Source organism: Chitinophaga sp. Hz27 (assembly GCF_042263525.1).
In the GTDB taxonomy this organism is placed as follows: domain Bacteria; phylum Bacteroidota; class Bacteroidia; order Chitinophagales; family Chitinophagaceae; genus Chitinophaga.
In genome coordinates this window covers 306,401-323,889 of record NZ_JBHKFJ010000009.1, presented here as the reverse complement: position 1 = coordinate 323,889, position 17,489 = coordinate 306,401, and the positions used below count along the sequence as shown (strand labels likewise).

The 17,489-nt window shown below is 44.6% G+C and carries 15 protein-coding genes; 8 read left to right on the top strand and 7 right to left on the bottom strand.

Going from position 1 to position 17,489, the window contains the following annotated elements; genetic code table 11:
* Nucleotides 1–30: 30 nt before the first annotated feature.
* Nucleotides 31–981, bottom strand: a complete 951-nt coding sequence (locus tag ACE38W_RS22545) for an aldo/keto reductase (protein WP_375835042.1) — start codon at nt 979–981, stop codon at nt 31–33.
* Nucleotides 982–1,055: 74 nt separating this feature from the next.
* Here ACE38W_RS22545 and ACE38W_RS22540 point away from each other — a divergent pair, with 74 nt between their 5' ends.
* The 5 genes from ACE38W_RS22540 (at nt 1,056) to ACE38W_RS22520 (ending at nt 8,143) form a co-directional block, all read left to right on the top strand.
* Nucleotides 1,056–1,862 carry a hypothetical protein gene (locus ACE38W_RS22540; RefSeq protein ID WP_375835039.1) on the top strand — a complete coding sequence of 269 codons (807 nt, stop codon included), beginning with the start codon at nt 1,056–1,058 and terminating at the stop codon, nt 1,860–1,862.
* 95 nt (nt 1,863–1,957) lie between these two features.
* Nucleotides 1,958–2,320: a hypothetical protein gene (locus ACE38W_RS22535; RefSeq protein ID WP_375835037.1), complete on the top strand. Its 363-nt coding sequence runs from the start codon at nt 1,958–1,960 to the stop codon at nt 2,318–2,320.
* Nucleotides 2,321–2,366: 46 nt separating this feature from the next.
* Nucleotides 2,367–3,785 (top strand): TolC family protein, encoded by a 1,419-nt coding sequence (locus ACE38W_RS22530; RefSeq protein ID WP_375835034.1) that lies wholly within the window; start codon nt 2,367–2,369, stop codon nt 3,783–3,785.
* Nucleotides 3,786–3,825: 40 nt separating this feature from the next.
* The gene (locus ACE38W_RS22525; RefSeq protein WP_375835032.1) at nt 3,826–7,065 is read left to right on the top strand and encodes an efflux RND transporter permease subunit; all 3,240 of its coding nucleotides are present in this window, start codon (nt 3,826–3,828) and stop codon (nt 7,063–7,065) included.
* Nucleotides 7,052–8,143, top strand: a complete 1,092-nt coding sequence (locus ACE38W_RS22520; RefSeq protein WP_375835029.1) for an efflux RND transporter periplasmic adaptor subunit — start codon at nt 7,052–7,054, stop codon at nt 8,141–8,143. The genes ACE38W_RS22525 and ACE38W_RS22520 overlap by 14 nt, the downstream gene beginning before the upstream one ends.
* 400 nt (nt 8,144–8,543) lie before the next feature.
* Here ACE38W_RS22520 and ACE38W_RS22515 read toward each other — a convergent pair whose 3' ends face one another.
* From ACE38W_RS22515 to ACE38W_RS22505, 3 genes are all read right to left on the bottom strand, one after another.
* The gene (locus ACE38W_RS22515; protein WP_375835026.1) at nt 8,544–9,191 is read right to left on the bottom strand and encodes a MarC family protein; all 648 of its coding nucleotides are present in this window, start codon (nt 9,189–9,191) and stop codon (nt 8,544–8,546) included.
* A gap of 38 nt (nt 9,192–9,229) precedes the next feature.
* Nucleotides 9,230–9,844, bottom strand: a complete 615-nt coding sequence (locus ACE38W_RS22510) for a trimeric intracellular cation channel family protein (RefSeq protein ID WP_375835023.1) — start codon at nt 9,842–9,844, stop codon at nt 9,230–9,232.
* An 84-nt stretch (nt 9,845–9,928) separates the two neighbouring features.
* On the bottom strand, nt 9,929–10,186 hold the full coding sequence (locus ACE38W_RS22505) for a hypothetical protein (protein ID WP_375835020.1): 258 nt from the start codon (nt 10,184–10,186) through the stop codon (nt 9,929–9,931).
* A gap of 283 nt (nt 10,187–10,469) precedes the next feature.
* Here ACE38W_RS22505 and ACE38W_RS22500 point away from each other — a divergent pair, with 283 nt between their 5' ends.
* Together ACE38W_RS22500 and ACE38W_RS22495 are read left to right on the top strand one after the other, a co-directional pair.
* Nucleotides 10,470–12,656, top strand: coding sequence for a S9 family peptidase (locus ACE38W_RS22500; protein WP_375835018.1), 2,187 nt, complete (start codon nt 10,470–10,472; stop codon nt 12,654–12,656).
* Between the two features lie 88 nt (nt 12,657–12,744).
* On the top strand, nt 12,745–13,140 hold the full coding sequence (locus ACE38W_RS22495) for a hypothetical protein (protein ID WP_375835016.1): 396 nt from the start codon (nt 12,745–12,747) through the stop codon (nt 13,138–13,140).
* 5 nt (nt 13,141–13,145) lie between these two features.
* Here the strand turns inward: ACE38W_RS22495 and ACE38W_RS22490 are convergent, their stop codons facing one another.
* Genes ACE38W_RS22490 through ACE38W_RS22480 form a run of 3 tightly spaced genes read right to left on the bottom strand, consistent with a single transcriptional unit; the run spans nt 13,146 to nt 15,340 of the window.
* Nucleotides 13,146–13,787, bottom strand: coding sequence for a VIT1/CCC1 transporter family protein (locus tag ACE38W_RS22490; protein WP_375835013.1), 642 nt, complete (start codon nt 13,785–13,787; stop codon nt 13,146–13,148).
* 35 nt (nt 13,788–13,822) lie between these two features.
* Complete coding sequence (gene rocD / locus ACE38W_RS22485) at nt 13,823–15,064, bottom strand: ornithine--oxo-acid transaminase (protein ID WP_375835011.1); 1,242 nt, start codon at nt 15,062–15,064, stop codon at nt 13,823–13,825.
* Nucleotides 15,065–15,082: 18 nt separating this feature from the next.
* Nucleotides 15,083–15,340 carry an acyl-CoA-binding protein gene (locus ACE38W_RS22480; protein ID WP_375835008.1) on the bottom strand — a complete coding sequence of 86 codons (258 nt, stop codon included), beginning with the start codon at nt 15,338–15,340 and terminating at the stop codon, nt 15,083–15,085.
* A gap of 154 nt (nt 15,341–15,494) precedes the next feature.
* Here ACE38W_RS22480 and lepA point away from each other — a divergent pair, with 154 nt between their 5' ends.
* Nucleotides 15,495–17,294: a translation elongation factor 4 gene (lepA, locus tag ACE38W_RS22475; protein ID WP_375835006.1), complete on the top strand. Its 1,800-nt coding sequence runs from the start codon at nt 15,495–15,497 to the stop codon at nt 17,292–17,294.
* Nucleotides 17,295–17,489: the final 195 nt, after the last annotated feature.

Sequence of the window (17,489 nt, the reverse complement as noted above, 5' to 3'; positions counted from 1 at the left end):
CGGCATTCATTTTTTGATGAGCATAAGATCTTAATATGCGCTTGCTCTATTTAGCAGGTCAATATCTTCCTTATCTAACTGCAGCTGTACACCATTGGTCAGTTCATGCAGCTGTTCTATATTGGTGGCACTGGCAATCGGCGCAGCGATGGCAGGCCTTGTCAGCAGCCAGGCCAATGATATAGCAGATGGTGTGGTTGTATGTTTTTTGGATACTGTATCCAAGGCATCCAGTATCTTCAGGCCACGCGGATTCAGGTAGGATAGGGCTTTTTTGCCGCGGGCACTGCTCTTGCTTACATCCCCTTCATTTCTGTACTTTCCGCTGAGGAAACCACTTGCAAGAGAATAATAATTGATCACAGCGATATTTGCTTTAACGCAGATGTCTGCATATTGTTGTTCGTATTTCTCCCTATCATATAAATTATATTCAGGCTGAAACGTTTCGTATCTTGGATATCCATGTTGTTCGCTGGCACGTAAACTTGCCAGCAGTCGTGCCGCAGTCATATTAGATGCACCTATGGTACGAACTTTCCCTTCCTTGACCAGCAGTGCATAGGCTTCCAGTGTTTCCTCCACAGGTGTGGATTCATTATCGTAGTGCGTTTGGTAGAGATCTATGTAATCTGATTGCAGTCGCTTCAGTGAATCTTCTACATGCTTCAGTATATATTTTTTGCTCACGTTGATCCCTTCTCCAAAATCAGCGCCTACTTTGGTTGCAACGATCACCTTATCACGATTGCCTCGATCTTTCATCCACTTGCCTATGATAGCTTCGGACTCGCCGCCACTGTTGCCAGGCACCCAGCGCGAGTATACGTCCGCAGTATCAACCAGATTAAATCCCTGTGCAATAAATTCATCCAGCAGTTTAAAAGATGTTTTTTCATCTGCTGACCATCCAAATACATTGCCGCCAAATGCTAATGGAGCAACTTCCAGTTCCGATTGTCCGAGTTTACGTTTTTTCATATTTAAAGTGTTTAAGTTAATCCTATTGCTGCTCCTCTAATTTAACTACTTTTGTGGCATCATAAAGCGAAAACATGCCTGTAGATATATTAAAACAAGATTTTGACTGGCTTACCTCCACGTATGGAAAGATTAACGGTAGTTCTGTACTCGATAGCAGGGAAAATGTTACCCATGAGATCTTCCCGGATAAGGTTATTATCGGGACTGCCTTTGTGAACTGTGCTACTTATCAGGTCTACTTCGATGGGCCGGATTTGGAAGTAAATAAATTTGCACTGGAGAACCCTGCCAATGAGGATAGCCCGCTGGTTGCTGATCCCATGACGGACATAGATACAGCAGAACTGCAAAGTCGCTGGAATGATTTGCTGAAAAACATCCGTGCCAAAGAAAAGTTGCAAGGAAGCGGCAATGCACGTCAGGCGTTATCCCAGTTGTTCTATGAAATTTTTGAAGAAGATCAGGCTATTCTGGCAATTGATGAGCTATCAGAATTCGTAAAGCCTGATCCAGGTGTTATCTGGGAGGAGCTGGCAGTTGCATTGCAGAATAATGGCAACCTGGCCGAATTCGAATGGTCGGACCTCACCGATACCGGTATTTATGCATTGAATGAACTGGAGCCTATACAGCTGGCCGGTATTGTGTTAGATGTACCTTCTGAAGAAGATTATGAAGATATAGTAGCAGCAGAAGATTTTGCACAGGCTGCATTGGATTATGTAAACATGCAACTGGAAGAAGCGGAATTGAAAATCGTTGCAGTGGGCACAGCACTGGATGAATTCCAGGCATTTACCTGCCTGTCTGTAGCAGATCAACGCTTTTCAAATGCCATCAAACATATGGCTGCCTTGTGTCTGGTTACACTTTACTAATAACAACAGGCCATTAAAATTCCCTTAAATATTACAAACGGTTTAGTGTCTCCCGCTAATTATCAATAAATTAGTAGCACGAAATTAACCAAACAGTGAAGGTTGTTGCCAGGCTAGTATTACTTTTTATCCTTACCGCTTTCTTAATACCCATTACGAGAGAAAGTGGTTCGGTAACGCTGTATCATCATGCAGCGAGGTATACTACTACCACCAACCTTCAGAACCGTTTTGTAGTTGCGCCCCCCGATCAGTACCTGATCAAAACAACCCAGGAACATCATAAACGTCGTCCGGTAGGATTAAATGATTGTATTCATCATGCCTGTGTTGTTTCCGTTATCAATCTTAAAGACAGATTTATTTATGTAGAGAAACCCTGCAGAGGATTTCTCCATAATCGTTACCTCAGTGTACATCCCCCGCTAAGAAGCTGGAGAGGCCCGCCTGTAGCCTGATTTCCCCTATCCCAGTATTCTTATTTCTCAGTTTTTATCACGATTTATGAAGATATTTATGAACGTGAGGATCTACTGTGTGGCATTGCTATGCTTATTAGCAACCACAGGTGAACTCCTTGCGCAACAGTCAGCGGATTCATTCTCGCTGCATACAGCTATAGACCGGACGCTTGCCCACTATCCCACACTAAAGGCTAAGGCTGCTACAGTGAAGGCAGGACAAGCAAACCTGACAGACGTCAAACACAACTGGTACCCAAACCTCAAATTGCATGAGCAACTGGACCTGGGTACTGATAATAGTATATATGGTTCTTATTTCACATTGGGAATGATCCCATCCACCTCTGGTGGTATCCGTGAAGAGAATACCAGCCAGGCCATGAGCGGCAATATAGCCATGGCAGAAATGCAATGGGAAATCTATAATTTCGGCGCTTACCGCACCCAGAAAGATGCCGCTACATCTGCACTTCGTGTCAACACCGCTGATATGGCTAATGAAGCTAATCAACTTACAGCGGCTGTTATACAGGACTACCTGGAATTACTCCGGCTCAAAGAACTACGCAGAATTCAACAGGACAACATCAGCAGAACAGCCGAAATACAACGCGCCGTTAATGCCATCGTTAAGCATGGATTAAAACCTGGCGTTGATAGCGCGATCGCTGCGGCAGAACTCTCCAGAGCAAGATTGAACCTGATAGACGTCAATAGTCAGTATAACCGTGTACGTATTGAAATCGCCAACTTCACCGGCATGGACACTGCCAGTGTAATACCTGATACAGTGAACGAAGAGAAGCTGCTATCGCTGCTCAATGAATACCTGCCAGCAAAACAACAGATGGCAGATAGTCTGGGTAGTCATCCGCTGTTGCAATACTACAACGCGCAATATCTCAATCAGCTGGCTAATGAACAGATTACAAAGAAAAGCAATCTGCCCAAAGTGAGTCTCATGGCCGCTGGCTGGATGCGTGGATCCAGTGGTGAATACAACGATTACTTCAATAAAAATCTTTGGAGCGGCATGGGTTATAGCAGGTCCAACTATCTCCTTGGATTAGGTATAACATATAATCTTACAGATATAAAACATACCCGCGAACGTGTGGCCGTTCAGCAATACAAAGCGGAAGCCGCCCAGGCGGAAATGGAAACAGCACGTACCAGGCTACAGCAGGCGTTGGAACAGGCGCAATCTGATATGATGATTTCAGAACAACGCCTGGAGGAAATACCTTCTCAACTCAATGCTGCCAGGGCCGCCGCCACACAGAAGACTGCTTTATATAAAGCAGGGCTGACCAACATCATTGAAGTCACTAACGCACTATTCCTCTTAAACAGGGCAGAAACAGACCTCGTGCAAGCCAGGGATACTGCCTGGAAAGCCTTGTTCAGAGCCGCTTATGCAGGTAATAGTATTCAACAGTTATTGCCTGAACTGAACTAGTCATCATTGATTTTTTTTGCAGATCTAAAAACAGAAGAACATGTCGTTAGTATCCTCTGCACTGAAAAAGCCGATCGCGGTAGTAGTAATTACTATCGGTGTGCTGCTGTTTTCCGTGTTGTCCATATTCAAAATTCCAATAGATATATTTCCCAAACTCAATCTGCCCACTATCTATGTGATAGAGCCATATGGCGGGATGTCGCCCAAGCAGATGGAGGGTTTTTTTGCCACTGGCTTGCAAGACCAGTTCCTCTACATTAACGGTATTAAAAACATTACCAGTAAAAACATCCAGGGGCTTACACTGCTGAAGCTAACTTTCTACGAAAGTACTGACATGGCGGAAGCCTCCGCCCAGGTAGCATTACAGGTAAGCAGGGCATTGAAATTCTTCCCGCCGGGAGCCTTGCCTCCTCAGGTAGTTCGCTTTGATGCATCGTCTCTGCCGGTGGGAGAGTTAGTACTAAGCAGCCCTACGAAATCTCTCAAAGAAATCGCTGATCTGGCTGCAACACGTATCAGGCCTATGTTTGCAACAGTGCCGGGGTTATCTGCACCGCCACCGTTTGGCGCCAACTCCAGGTCCATCCTGGTAAACGTAGACCCGGAAAAGCTGCGCAGCTTTAACCTCTCGCCAGACCAGGTTGTAGAGGCCATCGCGAAAAATAACGTCATGACGCCCTCGGGTAATATCCGTATCAATAACACCATGTTCGTGACTACAGTAAATTCCCTGGAAGATAAGGTGGCGGCCTTTGGTGATATTCCTATTACCAGCAATGGCAACGCTAATATTTTCATTAAAGATGTAGCAAGAGTGGTAGATGGTTCCGATGTTACCGTAGATTATGCACTGGTAAACGGTAAACGCTCCGTGTATATTCCGGTCGTAAAAACAGCTGATGCTTCTACCTGGGACGTTGTGAAAACACTAAAATCAAAAATGCCGGAGATGCAAAGTCTGCTCCCCGACGACGTAAAACTCAGTTACGAATTTGACCAATCTGTGTTTGTGATCAACGCCGTGAAAAGCCTGATGACAGAAGGTGTCCTGGGAGCGTTGCTAACAGGCTTGATGGTGTTACTGTTTCTGAGAGACCTGAGGAGCTGCCTGGTGGTAGTTGTCACCATTCCCATTGCGGTACTCACTGCCGTGATGTTCCTGCATCTAAGCGGCCAGACGGTAAATATCATGACCCTGAGCGGGCTCGCACTGGCCATTGGTATCCTGGTAGATCAGGCCACAGTGACAATAGAAAATATTCACCAACATTTGGAGATGGGCAAATCGAAGCGCAGGGCTATTTATGATGCCTGTGAAGAGATTTCTTTTCCACTCATCCTGATATTGCTCTGTATACTCGCTGTATTTGCGCCCTCCTTTATTATGACGGGCGTTCCAAAAGCAATGTTTTTGCCACTGGCGCTCAGCATTGGTTTTGCTATGATCGCGTCCTTCTTTGCTGCACAGACACTGGTGCCCGTAATCGCAAACTGGTGGCTGAAAGCAGAGAAATTCCAACATGCCCACGCGGGCCTGGCCCTTGACGAAGAAGAGATAGCAGAGATCAATAATCATTTACAACATGAAGAAAAACCAGGCGTTAAACTGACCGGATTTGAGAAATTTAAAATGGCATTTATCAATGTGCTGGAAAAAGCGGTGCCTAAGTCAAAACTAATCGTAACGGCCTATGCTATTGGATCTATACTGATAGCCGCTGGTTGCTACATGTGGATAGGAAAGGATTTGATGCCGCATATAAATGGTGGACAGTTTCAACTTCGGCTGAGAGAGCCGGATGGCACCCGATTGGAAAGAACGGAAGCACGTGTACACCAGGTGCTGGATATGATTGACAGTACTGCTGAAGGCCATGTGGCGATCAGCTCTGCGTATGTTGGACTTATTCCTAGTAGCTATGGTGCCAGTAACCTGTATATTTTCAATAGTGGTACACACGAAGCTGTGTTACAGGTAAACCTGGACGAGGACTATAAAGTAAATATGGATGCTTTCAAGGATACGCTGCGTAGTAAGCTGAATGCGGCCTTCCCGGAAATGAAACTCTCCTTTGAACCGATTGACCTGACAGAGAAGATTATGAGTCAGGGCGCATCCAATCCAATAGAAATTCGTGTAGCCGGTAAGGACATGAAAGAGATCTCCACCTTCGCAGATAAGGTGGTCGCCAATATGAAACAGGTTCCTTATTTGAGGGATGTTCAGATTGCACAGCCGCTACATTTCCCAGTTATTAATATCAACATCGATCGATTCAAATTAGCGCAGATGGGTCTGGATATCAGTCAGGTGGCCCGCTCTGTTACTGCGTCCACCTCTTCCAGTCGTTTCTCAGAGAAAAACCAATGGCTGGATGAAAAGGTGGCGTATACCTACCAGGTTCAGGTGCAGATTCCGGAATATGACATGACCGCTATCAATGACCTGAAAGAGATACCATTGGTAAAAGGCCAGCCAAGGCCAGTGCTGGCAGATGTAGCCACTTTTACCACTGGTGAAATGCCGGGAGAATATGACCGTGCTGGTCCACGTAGGTTCGTAACCGTTAGTGCAAACATCAGCGGTGTAGATTTAGGAACGGCTACAGAAGCCGTGAAGAAAGCGGTACATGATGCCGGAACGCCACCAAAGGGTCTTGTAACGGAAGTAAAAGGCGCATCCAGCTTGCTGGTGGAAACGCTGGACAGTTTACAGAATGGCCTTGCCATTGCAGTAATAGTAATCTTCCTTTTGCTGGCGGCTAACTATCAGTCGTTCCGACTATCTTTTGTGGTCTTGTCGACCGTGCCAGCGGTAATAGCTGGTGCGTTGATCGCCTTATTAATAACCGGTGCAACGCTCAATTTACAATCTTATATGGGTATGATCATGTCTACCGGTGTATCCGTTGCCAACGCTATCCTCATTGTAACAAATGCAGAGAAGTTAAGAATAGATTACAGAGATTCTTTCAGGGCGGGCATCACTAGTGCAGGCGTAAGACTACGTCCAATATTGATGACCAGTCTTGCAATGATTGCAGGTATGATTCCAATGGCTTCCGGACTAGGTGAAGCAGGCGATCAGACCGCTCCGCTGGGGCGTGCGGTTATTGGTGGCCTGGTCGCATCTACTATGGCGGCATTACTCGTTTTGCCACTGGTCTATGCACGTACACAGCGTAAACAAGGATATCAATCACCTTCACTAATGCCATCTGAAAAAACTTCTTCTCATCATCAACAATTAACAACACATCATGCAAACATATAAATCGAAAAAACATTACCTGGCTTTCGTCGCGTTAGCCGCTGGACTCGCCGCCTGCCATGGTGCGGAACAGAAAAAAGCTGCTGTACATCATCAACCTAAATATGCAATGGCAACGGTGGTGAAGGAACCTTTGTCCTCCAATATGCAACTCCCTGGTGTATTACAGGCTTTTGAAAAGGTGAGCATTTTTCCCCGGGTAAATGGTTTTGTAAAAACAATAACGGTAGATAGAGGAAGTAAAGTGAGGAAAGGCCAGCTGTTGCTGGAACTGGAAGCGCCTGAGATTATGCAGCAATATCTAGCTGCACAGTCCAAATACTTGCAGGCAGCTGCATTATTTGCGGCCAGCAAAGACAACTATGAGCGTATGCTGGCAACCAGCGAAACGCCTGGAACTATTGCGGCGCATGATCTGGAACTGTCAAAAGCTAAGATGATGGCTGATAGCGCATTGATGAACAGTGAGCGTTCTAACCTTGCAGCTGTAGGAGTGATGAAAAGTTATCTTACGGTAACCGCACCATTTGATGGCGTAATAACAGAACGTAATATCCATCCGGGCGCACTGGTTGGGCCTACCACTAAAGTGGATGATAAGCCGATGCTAATGCTGGAACAGGAAGATAAGTTAAGGCTGGTATTACAGGTGCCCGAAATTCTGAGTGCCCAGCTTGCAGATGGAGCAAAGGTGAATTTTAATATCAACGCATTACCAGGTAGCAACTTTACAGGAGTTATCAGTAGAGAAGCTGGTACGCTAAACGATAAATTCAGATCAGAAGCAGTGGAGATAGATGTTGAAAATCCAAAACATATTTTGAAGTCTGGTATGTATGCAGAAGTGAGTATTCCTGTTAGTGGATCCGCACAGGCGATGGTAGTACCAGCCAGCGCTGTGGTAATGTCTACAGAAAGAAAATATGTGATTGCGATAAAAGATCATCATACAAAATGGATAGATGTGCAAGAAGGAAATCATCACAATGATTCAACAGAAGTCTTTGGTAGTTTGATTGCCGGCGATCGTATTATCACCAATGCAACGGATGATATTAAAGAAGGTAGCGCTATTGAATAGCTGCCAGGATTATGTATAAAAACCGGCCGCCCCGAAGAATCGGGGCGGCTTTTCTGCTAACTGTTCCGTCTATATTGATTTTAATGTTCCTATTGAAAAAAGGGAACGATAACATCCACCTAGTAATCAATAACGGATTTTACCTGTTGTTAATCGAAAAAAAAGTTTACAGACATCATACTAAGATGACGATCCGTTTTATTGTGTACAATAAATGTCAGGAATGTTTTTTTACAGTATTTTAAACTATCATTAACATTGCTACCAGCTATGTCTTGAAAAAAGGCGAACATGCTAGGATCGGGTAGGGGCCGAATTCTTACATGTATTATACCAGCCTTATTTATGTGTATTTAACACAGAAAAATTCTAAATTGTTCTAATTGTTTAAAAGAAATATTTAGAGCTTGAAGAGTTCCATTGCGCCCAGCGCCAGCATTTGTACTCCTATCACGGCTAATATCAGCCCCATCATTTTGGTTATCACCATCATTACGTTAGAACCGATAATTTTTACGATCCTGTCGCCCGCGATAAACAGCAGATAAGTAATGTAACATATCAGTCCATAAACTGCGATTACAATACCAAGGTGATAAACATCTTTTGCAGCGGAATAACTCATGGAAGTGGTGATAGTACCCGGACCTGCCAGCAGTGGCATTGCCAATGGTGTAATGGCCGCGCTGATACCTTTGTCCGCTTTAACTGGTTGGTCGCCCAGTTTGGGATTGGCATTTTTATCTTCGTCTTTACCTCTCACCATTTCATATCCTATAACGAATACGAGAATACCACCTGTTACACGTAGTGCGGCGAGTGTAATACCGAATACATGGAAGATCAGCTTACCTGCAACAGAAAAGACACAGATAATACAGAAGGCAATGAGCACCGACTTTGTGGCAATATTCTTTCTGGCTGGCTTATCCATGTTGGATGTCAGCTCCAGAAAAACTGGAATGGAGGAGATGGGATTTACAATGGCAAGTAAGCCCATGAAAACAGTTGTAGCAAAAGCAAAATAATTATCGAATATTTCCCTCATACCAGCAATATAAAAAAATTATAGAATGATGGCAGATATTATTTTCCTTTTAAACGAGGCAGCTGCCAGTTGTAATGTAAACTGACCAATCGTGTTAAAACTATAACGGCAACGACTACACTCTGAATAATATCAGGGTTGAAATGAAAGTAGGCATTGGAAACGTATACTACACCACCAGCAATAGAGGCTACGGCATAAACCTCCCTGGTGAAAAGTATGGGTTGTTCTCCTGAAATCACATCACGAAGCAATCCACCGAAAGTACCGGTGATGGTGCCCAGTGCAACGCAAATAGGCAGGGGGAGTCCCGCTGCCAGCCCTTTATTGATCCCTGTTACAGTGAATAAGGCTAATCCGATGGCATCAAAGAAGGTAATCCATTGATGTAGTTTTCTCACATAGGAAAAAAAGAGGGCGGCAATAACGGCGGCAATGATGATCGCTGTGTTAGTTAATCCGTCTCTCATCCAGGCAACTGGCGTGGCCCCGATAAGAAGGTCTCTGATGGTTCCTCCACCGATGGCTGTCACAAAAGCCAGCGTAAGGAGTCCTATTACGTCGTATGATTTGTTAATTGCTGCCGTTGCCCCGGAAATGGCAAAAGCAAATGTTCCCAGTAACTCTAATACCTGGATGTAGTTGAGCTGCATTCCGCTAAAAAATTAATTTTGGGCTGCAAAGATAGGAATACATTACCGTCCGGCAATACAGCTATAAGCTGCTTTTACTGCAAATCAGTAATCATAGTCGTACTCGCCACGCAGGGTACGCTCAATTTGATTTTGCAAATCAGGAGTGAATCCTTCTACTTCAATTTTAGGGTGATTGTCCAGGTTGATCAGGAAACGGCCTTTTTCTAAAGCCAGCAGGTCATAGATATCTTCTAACAGTGCATACAGGAGCTTTTTGGTGTTTTCAGCAATCTGTGCCAGAAAGGTATCTTCTAATTGTACGAATTCGCGGTTCTTATAAGATAGAGCAACTTGTATCATAAAAATTTATGGTTTTTCTACAGGATAAAATTTTCAGAATAGTAGTTCGAGATTTAGATTTCTTAACCACCTGATTCTCATTAACTAATTGTTATTTCTTGCATAAAAATAGATAAAAAGACATGAATATTTTTTTATTACGCATACTTTTTTATCCACATTAACGGAAAAAGGATGAAAAATATTTTACCTTACCAGGTCGTTGCAACTCAATAACAGTACCATCCTCCCTTTGTTCATTTTCTTATATTTTTTTCCTTACCATTGCAGCTTATTTATTTTTATGAAGAAACTCATCCTGTTTTTAATGCTGCTGTTGGCAGCTAGCCAGTGCTTATGGGCCCAACCCGGCCAGCATCCTGTTTGGAGTAAGAATGGCCTTGGATACTATGATTTCCAGGAAAAGGACATCCTCTTTGTCCCTTTTGACCGCGCTCAATCTGCCACCGTTAAAGTGCCAGGTTCCTTGCTCACGCCCGCCGGACAAACAGCTCCGCTTGACCTGAAAGATTTTTCTTTCTCTGCGGACGAAAGCAAAGCATTGCTCTACACCAATTCAAAAAAAGTATGGCGTTATGAAACCCGTGGTGATTATTATGTTGCGGATATCAGCACCGGAAAACTCCGTCAGCTGGGTAAAGGCCGCCCTGCCTCTTCTCTCATGTTCGCCAAATTTTCCCCTGACGGTAAAAAGGTAGCCTATGTAAGTGAACATAATCTTTATGTAGAAGACCTGGTTACTGGTGCCATCAAACCGCTGACCACCAATGGCTCCCGCCGAATGATCAACGGTACCTTCGATTGGGTTTATGAAGAAGAATTCGATTGCAGGGATGGGTTCCGCTGGAGCGATGATAGTAGACATATCGCTTACTGGCAGATAGACGCAACGAAAATCCGTGACTTTCTCATGATCGATAACACCGATTCTATTTATTCTTTTACAGTGCCGGTAGAATATCCTAAAGCAGGACAAAGCCCTTCTCCATGTAAAGTGGGCGTAGTGGATATACAGACTGCTAAAACAACCTGGATGCAGGTTCCGGGAGATGCCCGCGAACACTACATCCCTCGAATGGAATGGGTGCCTGGTAAACAGGAACTTATTATTCAGCAACTGAACCGCCGTCAGCAGGAAAGTAAAATCATGATCTGCAATGCGGCTAACGGTAATGCACGTACGGTGTATAGCGAAAAAGATAACGCCTGGATAGATGTGAAGTCTGCCTGGGACGATGCGGGTATCATGGGCTGGGACTTCCTCGCTGATGGCAAGTCTTTCCTGTGGCTCAGTGAACAGGATGGATGGCGCCACGTATACAAGGTTTCCATGACGGATGGTACAAGTACCTTACTGACTCCTGGTAAAAGTGATGTCATTAAATTGATAAAGGTAGATGAGAAAGCTGGTAAGATCTATTATATGGCTTCTCCTGAAAACCCTTTACAGCAGTACCTTTACAGCTCATCATTAACTGGCAGCAATGCTACCCGTGTTAGCCCTGCTGATGAAGAAGGTTTTCACAGCTATGAAATTTCTCCATATAGCTTGCGCGGATTTCATTCCCTGTCGTCCAGCAAACAAACCCGCACCATCGGCCAGTTTGTAAACCTGGCAAACCCGCAGGAAACGGATGCTGACATGAAAAAGCAAATGGCTGGTGTTGCCAAAACAAATAATAATCTCGAATACATTCAGGTTACTACAGCTGATGGTATTACACTGGATGGTTGGATGGTAAAGCCTGCAAATTTTGATGCTACCAAAAAGTATCCGATGGTGTTTTATGTTTACGGAGGCCCAGCAACCGCTACTACCCTGGATAATGGCTATGCAGGCCGCAATAGGCTGTATCAGGGCAATATGGGTGATGATGGATACATCTATGTATCTTTCGATAACCGTGGTACTCCGCTGCCTAAAGGCCGTGAATGGCGTAAAAGCATTTACAAAAATATTGGTGTGATAGATACCAGAGATCAGGCCCTGGCAGCAAAAGCAATGATGCAGAAATATTCGTTTATTGACCCTAACCGTACAGCTGTATGGGGATGGAGTGGTGGAGGCACCATGACATTGAACCTGCTGTGTCAATTCCCAGGCGTATTTAAGACAGGTATTTCCATTGCACCAGTGACCAATCTGCTGACCTACGATAATATCTATCAGGAAAGATATACTGGTTTACCACAGGAAGATATGGAGCCATACAAGAAAGGCTCACCTATTTCTTATGCGAAAGATATGGAAGGAAGTCTGCTGATGATACATGGTACAGGAGATGATAACGTACATTATCAGAATGCAGAGATGATGTTGAATCAATTGATCAAATACAACAAGCAGTTTCAGTTTATGTCTTATCCTAACCGTACCCACAGCATTTCGGAGGGCGAGGGCACTACTTCTCATTTGAGCACATTGTACACACAATATTTAAAATCTCATTGTGAGCCTGGCGCAAAATAATTAGTAAGGTTCGTTAGTTAGCGTTTTAACAGGGGCGGAGGTAACAATGCTATTTATTGATTACCTTCGCAACCCAAAAATAACAGATATGTCTAAAACCAGGATTGTAGGGCTTATAGCATCAGTAGTAGTGATTATATGTGCATTTTTGCCATGGTCGGAGATCAATGATTCGCATCTGAAGCATATGGTGTTTACTGGTGTAAACACGGTAGGATCGAATTATGGTGAACCTGGAAAGCTGAATATTTTCCTTGCAGTTGGTGCCATTATTTTTTTCGCTATCAGGCGTAAATGGACCATGCGTGTAAATCTATTCTTTTGTGGGTTTATGCTGGCATGGACATTCCGTAATGTGATGATTTTCTCCAGATGTGAGATTGGGGTTTGTCCGGATTCCAAGGCTGCCCTTTACGTTTCTGTGGTAGCAGCCCTGATCGCGTTTGTGAGTGTGCTGGTTACACGTGTCGACAAGCAGCAATAGTTAAATTACCATACTTTGTGGAGTATCCAGGCTCCCACTAATATACCAGCGCCCATCAGCCAGTAGCGAATTACTAATGGCAATGGGCGCTGTGCTGTTAGCTTGGCTTTGAAGAAGCTATAAAAAGTTAATCCCAGGAAAACCAGCATCATACTTGTTTGTACAGCCGCACTGAAATTTTCATTTGCTAAATATGGCCCAAAAGATAATGCACCGCCACCCAGGAAAAAGAAGCCGGTAAAGAAAGCGCTTCTGATAGCACGGCCACGACTAAACGTAGTTTCCTTAACATTTTCCGCTTCCAGCGTGCGTTCCCAGAGGTCCGCATCTTTCTTCATTTCATCGGCTATATGTGCTATAGTGCTGGCGTGGATATCCAGATTTTCCAATTTGGATTTTTCTTCTGGTGTAAGCAGAGGAGTATCATGCTGCGTATCCCCACGATTAGCACTGAATACGCTGAACATGACGAGTAGCGCGCCAACGATCCAGATGATTAATTGGGTGTTATAGAAGGTTTGAACTTCCATGGCAAAGCCCTGCATGACCTGCGTCGAGAAGAAGAGCAGAAACAATCCGTCTGGGAATCCTATTAAAAAATCAGTGGTCCATCCTGAGCTGCGGATGGCCTTTTGGCTGCTCGCCATGGGAAATATCTCTTTTACAGTTTATAATGATGGCACTAGCGGTGGAAGGTTGTCTCCATACTGCGCTGAATGATGTCTACGCAGTCTTTGACCTGGTCCGCCGTAATTGTTAATGGGGGAGCGAAACGAATTTTATCGCCATGCGTTGGTTTGGCTAACAGTCCGTTATCTTTCAGTGTCAGGCAGAGATCCCAGGCCGCTTCCGGATCGCTGTGTTTTACAACGATTGCATTCAGCAAGCCCTTTCCGCGTACAGTAGTGATATAGGGTGAATGTAAACCCAATAATCCGTTCCTTAACAGCTCGCCCATAGCGGCAGCGTTTTCGGCCATTTTACCAGTTTTTAACACCTCCAATGCCTTTATCGCTACCTTACAAGCGAGGGGGTTACCACCATAGGTAGAACCATGTTCACCTGGTTTGATGGTTAGCATGATGTCGTCATCAGCGAGTACGGCACTTACAGGTAGGGTGCCGCCAGATAATGCTTTTCCGAGGATCAGGATATCTGGATGTACGCCTTCATGGTCGCAGGCCAGCATTTTGCCGGTGCGGGCAAGGCCGGTCTGGATTTCATCAGCTATGAATAATACGTTGGCATCTTTACAATACTGGTAGGCCTGGGCCAGATAACCTTCATCTGGTACTACTACGCCAGCTTCTCCCTGAATGGGTTCTACCAGGAAGCCTGCTACGTTTTTGTCTTGTAACGCCTGCTCTAGTGCTGTAAGGTTATTGAAGGCAATCACCTCATAGCCTGGCATGTAAGGGCCGAAGTTCTTACGTGCATCAGGGTCGGTGCTGAAGGAGATGACATTCAGCGTACGGCCATGGAAATTATGGCTGCAAACGATGATCTTGGCTTTATCTTCCGGTATACCTTTCACCTGGTATCCCCAGCGGCGACAGAGCTTCAGCGCTGTTTCCACGGCTTCTACACCGGTGTTCATGGGTAGTACCTTATCATAACCAAAATAAGCGGTGATATATTTAGCATATTCTCCCAGCAGATCGCTATGGAATGCACGGGAGGTTAATGTAAGCTTGCTGGCCTGTTGTATCAGGGTGGCGATAATTTCAGGATGACAATGGCCCTGGTTTACAGCCGAGTATCCCGATAAAAAATCGTAATATCTTTTACCGTCTACGTCCCACAAAAAAACACCTTCTCCACGCTCCAATACTACTGGGAGCGGGTGGTAGTTATGTGCGCCATACTGTTCTTCCAGGTCCAGGAAATGCTGTGTTCTTTCAGTCATTGTATTTGTGGGTATCATACGTCAAAATTAACTCAATTATCCTTTTAATCGCTGCACCAGGGCAACGTATTCTGTCATGGCATCTTCCTTTGATTTTCCTTGCTGTTCTTCCCAGGCATTATGTTTTGCTTTAGCCACAAAATCAAAAGGATTGGATGGTCCTTCTCCAGTGACATCACCTTCTGTTGCCTGTTTGAAAAGGGAATACAACTGCAGCAAAATTTCATTGGAAGGCTTCTCTGGTAAGGTTTTGCTTTCAGCTACCGCATTCTCAAATTGTTGTGTGAGTTCCATGGAGAATTGTTTTTTGTAATGAAGAAATGATCGTTGTTTTACTAAGGTGCAGATAAATTAAACATTCACCAAATAAACCAACTAATTTTAATACCTTTGCGGGCTGAAATGGCCGGTCCCTGTCAGGATCACCATTGGACCAGTAAATTATCATATGAAGAATATTCGCAATTTTTGTATTATTGCCCATATTGACCACGGTAAGAGTACCCTGGCTGACCGCTTGTTGGAGCACACCAAAACAATTTCTGATCGCGACATGCAGGCGCAGGTGTTGGACGACATGGACCTGGAACGTGAAAAAGGGATTACCATCAAGAGCCATGCAATTCAAATGAATTATACCGCCAACAACGGCGAAAAATATATTTTCAACCTGATTGATACCCCCGGCCACGTTGACTTTTCCTACGAAGTATCCCGAGCACTTGCCGCCTGCGAAGGTGCATTACTGCTCGTAGATGCTGCACAGGGTATCCAGGCACAAACTATCTCCAATCTCTATCTGGCATTGGAAAATGACCTCGAAATCATCCCGGTAATCAACAAAATTGATATGCCTGGTGCTATGATCGAGGAAGTAAAAGACCAGATCATTGAGCTGATCGGTGTGAAAGACGAAGATATCCTGCTGGCCTCTGGCAAAACAGGTATCGGTATCGAGGAAATCCTCGAAGCAATCGTTAGCCGTATACCGGCGCCAACCGGCGAACCTCAGGCTCCACTCCAGGCACTGATCTTTGACTCTGTATTTAACTCTTTCCGCGGTATTATCGCTTATTTCCGAATATACAGCGGTAGTATCAAGAAAGGAGATAAAATCAAATTTGTTAATACTGGTGAAGAATATGAGGCAGATGAAGTAGGTATCCTCAAATTGGGCCTTGAACCGAGAAATGAAGTGTTCTGTGGCGACGTAGGCTACATCATCACCGGTATCAAAAACGCCAAAGAAGTAAAAGTAGGTGATACCATCACCCTGGCTAATAATCCATGCGAAGAAGGGATCAAAGGTTTCCAGGAAGTAAAACCAATGGTATTTGCCGGTATTTACCCTGTTGTAACTGAAGATTTCGAAGAGCTGCGTGATTGTATGGATAAGCTCCAACTCAACGATGCTTCCCTGACTTATGAACTGGAAACCTCCCAGGCCCTCGGCTTCGGTTTCCGTTGCGGATTCCTTGGAATGCTGCATATGGAAATTATCCAGGAGCGCCTGGAACGCGAGTTTAACCAGACAGTAATCACCACTGTTCCGAACGTAGGCTTTATTGCTTATGATCATAAGGACACAGACAAAAAGATCACTGTAAACAATCCTTCTGAAATGCCTGACCCAACTAGGATGTCTCGCATTGAAGAACCATGGATCCGTGCGCAGATCATTACCAAACCTGATTATATCGGTAATATCATGACCCTCTGCTTGGGTAAACGTGGTCTCCTGCTCAACCAGAGCTATCTGACCACCACCCGTGTAGAGCTGATGTTTGAATTACCACTGACAGAGATCGTGTTTGACTTCTACGATAAACTGAAAAGCCAGACCCGTGGTTACGCCTCTTTCGACTATTCACCAATTGGTTTCCGTGAAAGCGATATCGTGAAAATGGATATCCTGCTGAATGGCGATAAAGTAGATGCATTGAGCGCACTGATTCACCGTAGCCGTGCACAGGACTTCGGTCGTAAGCTCTGCGAAAAACTGAAAGAACTGTTGCCTCGTCAACAATTCCTCATCGCCATCCAGGCTGCTGTAGGTGCGAAAATCGTAGCGCGTGAAAATATCTCTGCTATGCGTAAAGACGTTACTGCTAAATGTTATGGTGGTGACATCTCCCGTAAACGTAAGTTGTTAGAGAAACAGAAAGAAGGTAAAAAACGTATGCGCCAGATCGGTAACGTAGAAGTACCACAGGAAGCATTCCTGGCAGTGCTGAAACTCGACGATTAAGTAGTACACTTTATCATATTTAAATGCCCTCTCTGCTTTGCAGAGAGGGCATTTTTTATTGCCGTCAGCGAATGCAACAGCGGCCGTAAGGCCGCTGTTGCATTCGCTTTTCAAACCTCGCGCCGTAGGAGGAATACGATCCGCATACCAATCCCCGCTGATAATTATATAAATCATATCCATGATTGTATAACA

Excerpts from the sequence above, each read along its gene's own strand:
- ACE38W_RS22540 (WP_375835039.1), top strand. The coding sequence starts at position 1,056 with ATGCCTGTAGATATATTAAAACAAGATTTTGACTGGCTTACCTCCACG.
- ACE38W_RS22505 (WP_375835020.1), bottom strand. The coding sequence starts at position 10,186 with ATGATACAAGTTGCTCTATCTTATAAGAACCGCGAATTCGTACAATTA.
- ACE38W_RS22520 (WP_375835029.1), top strand. The coding sequence starts at position 7,052 with ATGCAAACATATAAATCGAAAAAACATTACCTGGCTTTCGTCGCGTTA.
- ACE38W_RS22495 (WP_375835016.1), top strand. The coding sequence starts at position 12,745 with ATGTCTAAAACCAGGATTGTAGGGCTTATAGCATCAGTAGTAGTGATT.
- ACE38W_RS22515 (WP_375835026.1), bottom strand. The coding sequence starts at position 9,191 with ATGAGGGAAATATTCGATAATTATTTTGCTTTTGCTACAACTGTTTTC.
- ACE38W_RS22545 (WP_375835042.1), bottom strand. The coding sequence starts at position 981 with ATGAAAAAACGTAAACTCGGACAATCGGAACTGGAAGTTGCTCCATTA.
- ACE38W_RS22480 (WP_375835008.1), bottom strand. The coding sequence starts at position 15,340 with ATGGAACTCACACAACAATTTGAGAATGCGGTAGCTGAAAGCAAAACC.
- rocD (WP_375835011.1), bottom strand. The coding sequence starts at position 15,064 with ATGATACCCACAAATACAATGACTGAAAGAACACAGCATTTCCTGGAC.
- ACE38W_RS22490 (WP_375835013.1), bottom strand. The coding sequence starts at position 13,787 with ATGGCGAGCAGCCAAAAGGCCATCCGCAGCTCAGGATGGACCACTGAT.
- ACE38W_RS22530 (WP_375835034.1), top strand. The coding sequence starts at position 2,367 with ATGAAGATATTTATGAACGTGAGGATCTACTGTGTGGCATTGCTATGC.
- ACE38W_RS22510 (WP_375835023.1), bottom strand. The coding sequence starts at position 9,844 with ATGCAGCTCAACTACATCCAGGTATTAGAGTTACTGGGAACATTTGCT.
- lepA (WP_375835006.1), top strand. The coding sequence starts at position 15,495 with ATGAAGAATATTCGCAATTTTTGTATTATTGCCCATATTGACCACGGT.
- ACE38W_RS22500 (WP_375835018.1), top strand. The coding sequence starts at position 10,470 with ATGAAGAAACTCATCCTGTTTTTAATGCTGCTGTTGGCAGCTAGCCAG.
- ACE38W_RS22525 (WP_375835032.1), top strand. The coding sequence starts at position 3,826 with ATGTCGTTAGTATCCTCTGCACTGAAAAAGCCGATCGCGGTAGTAGTA.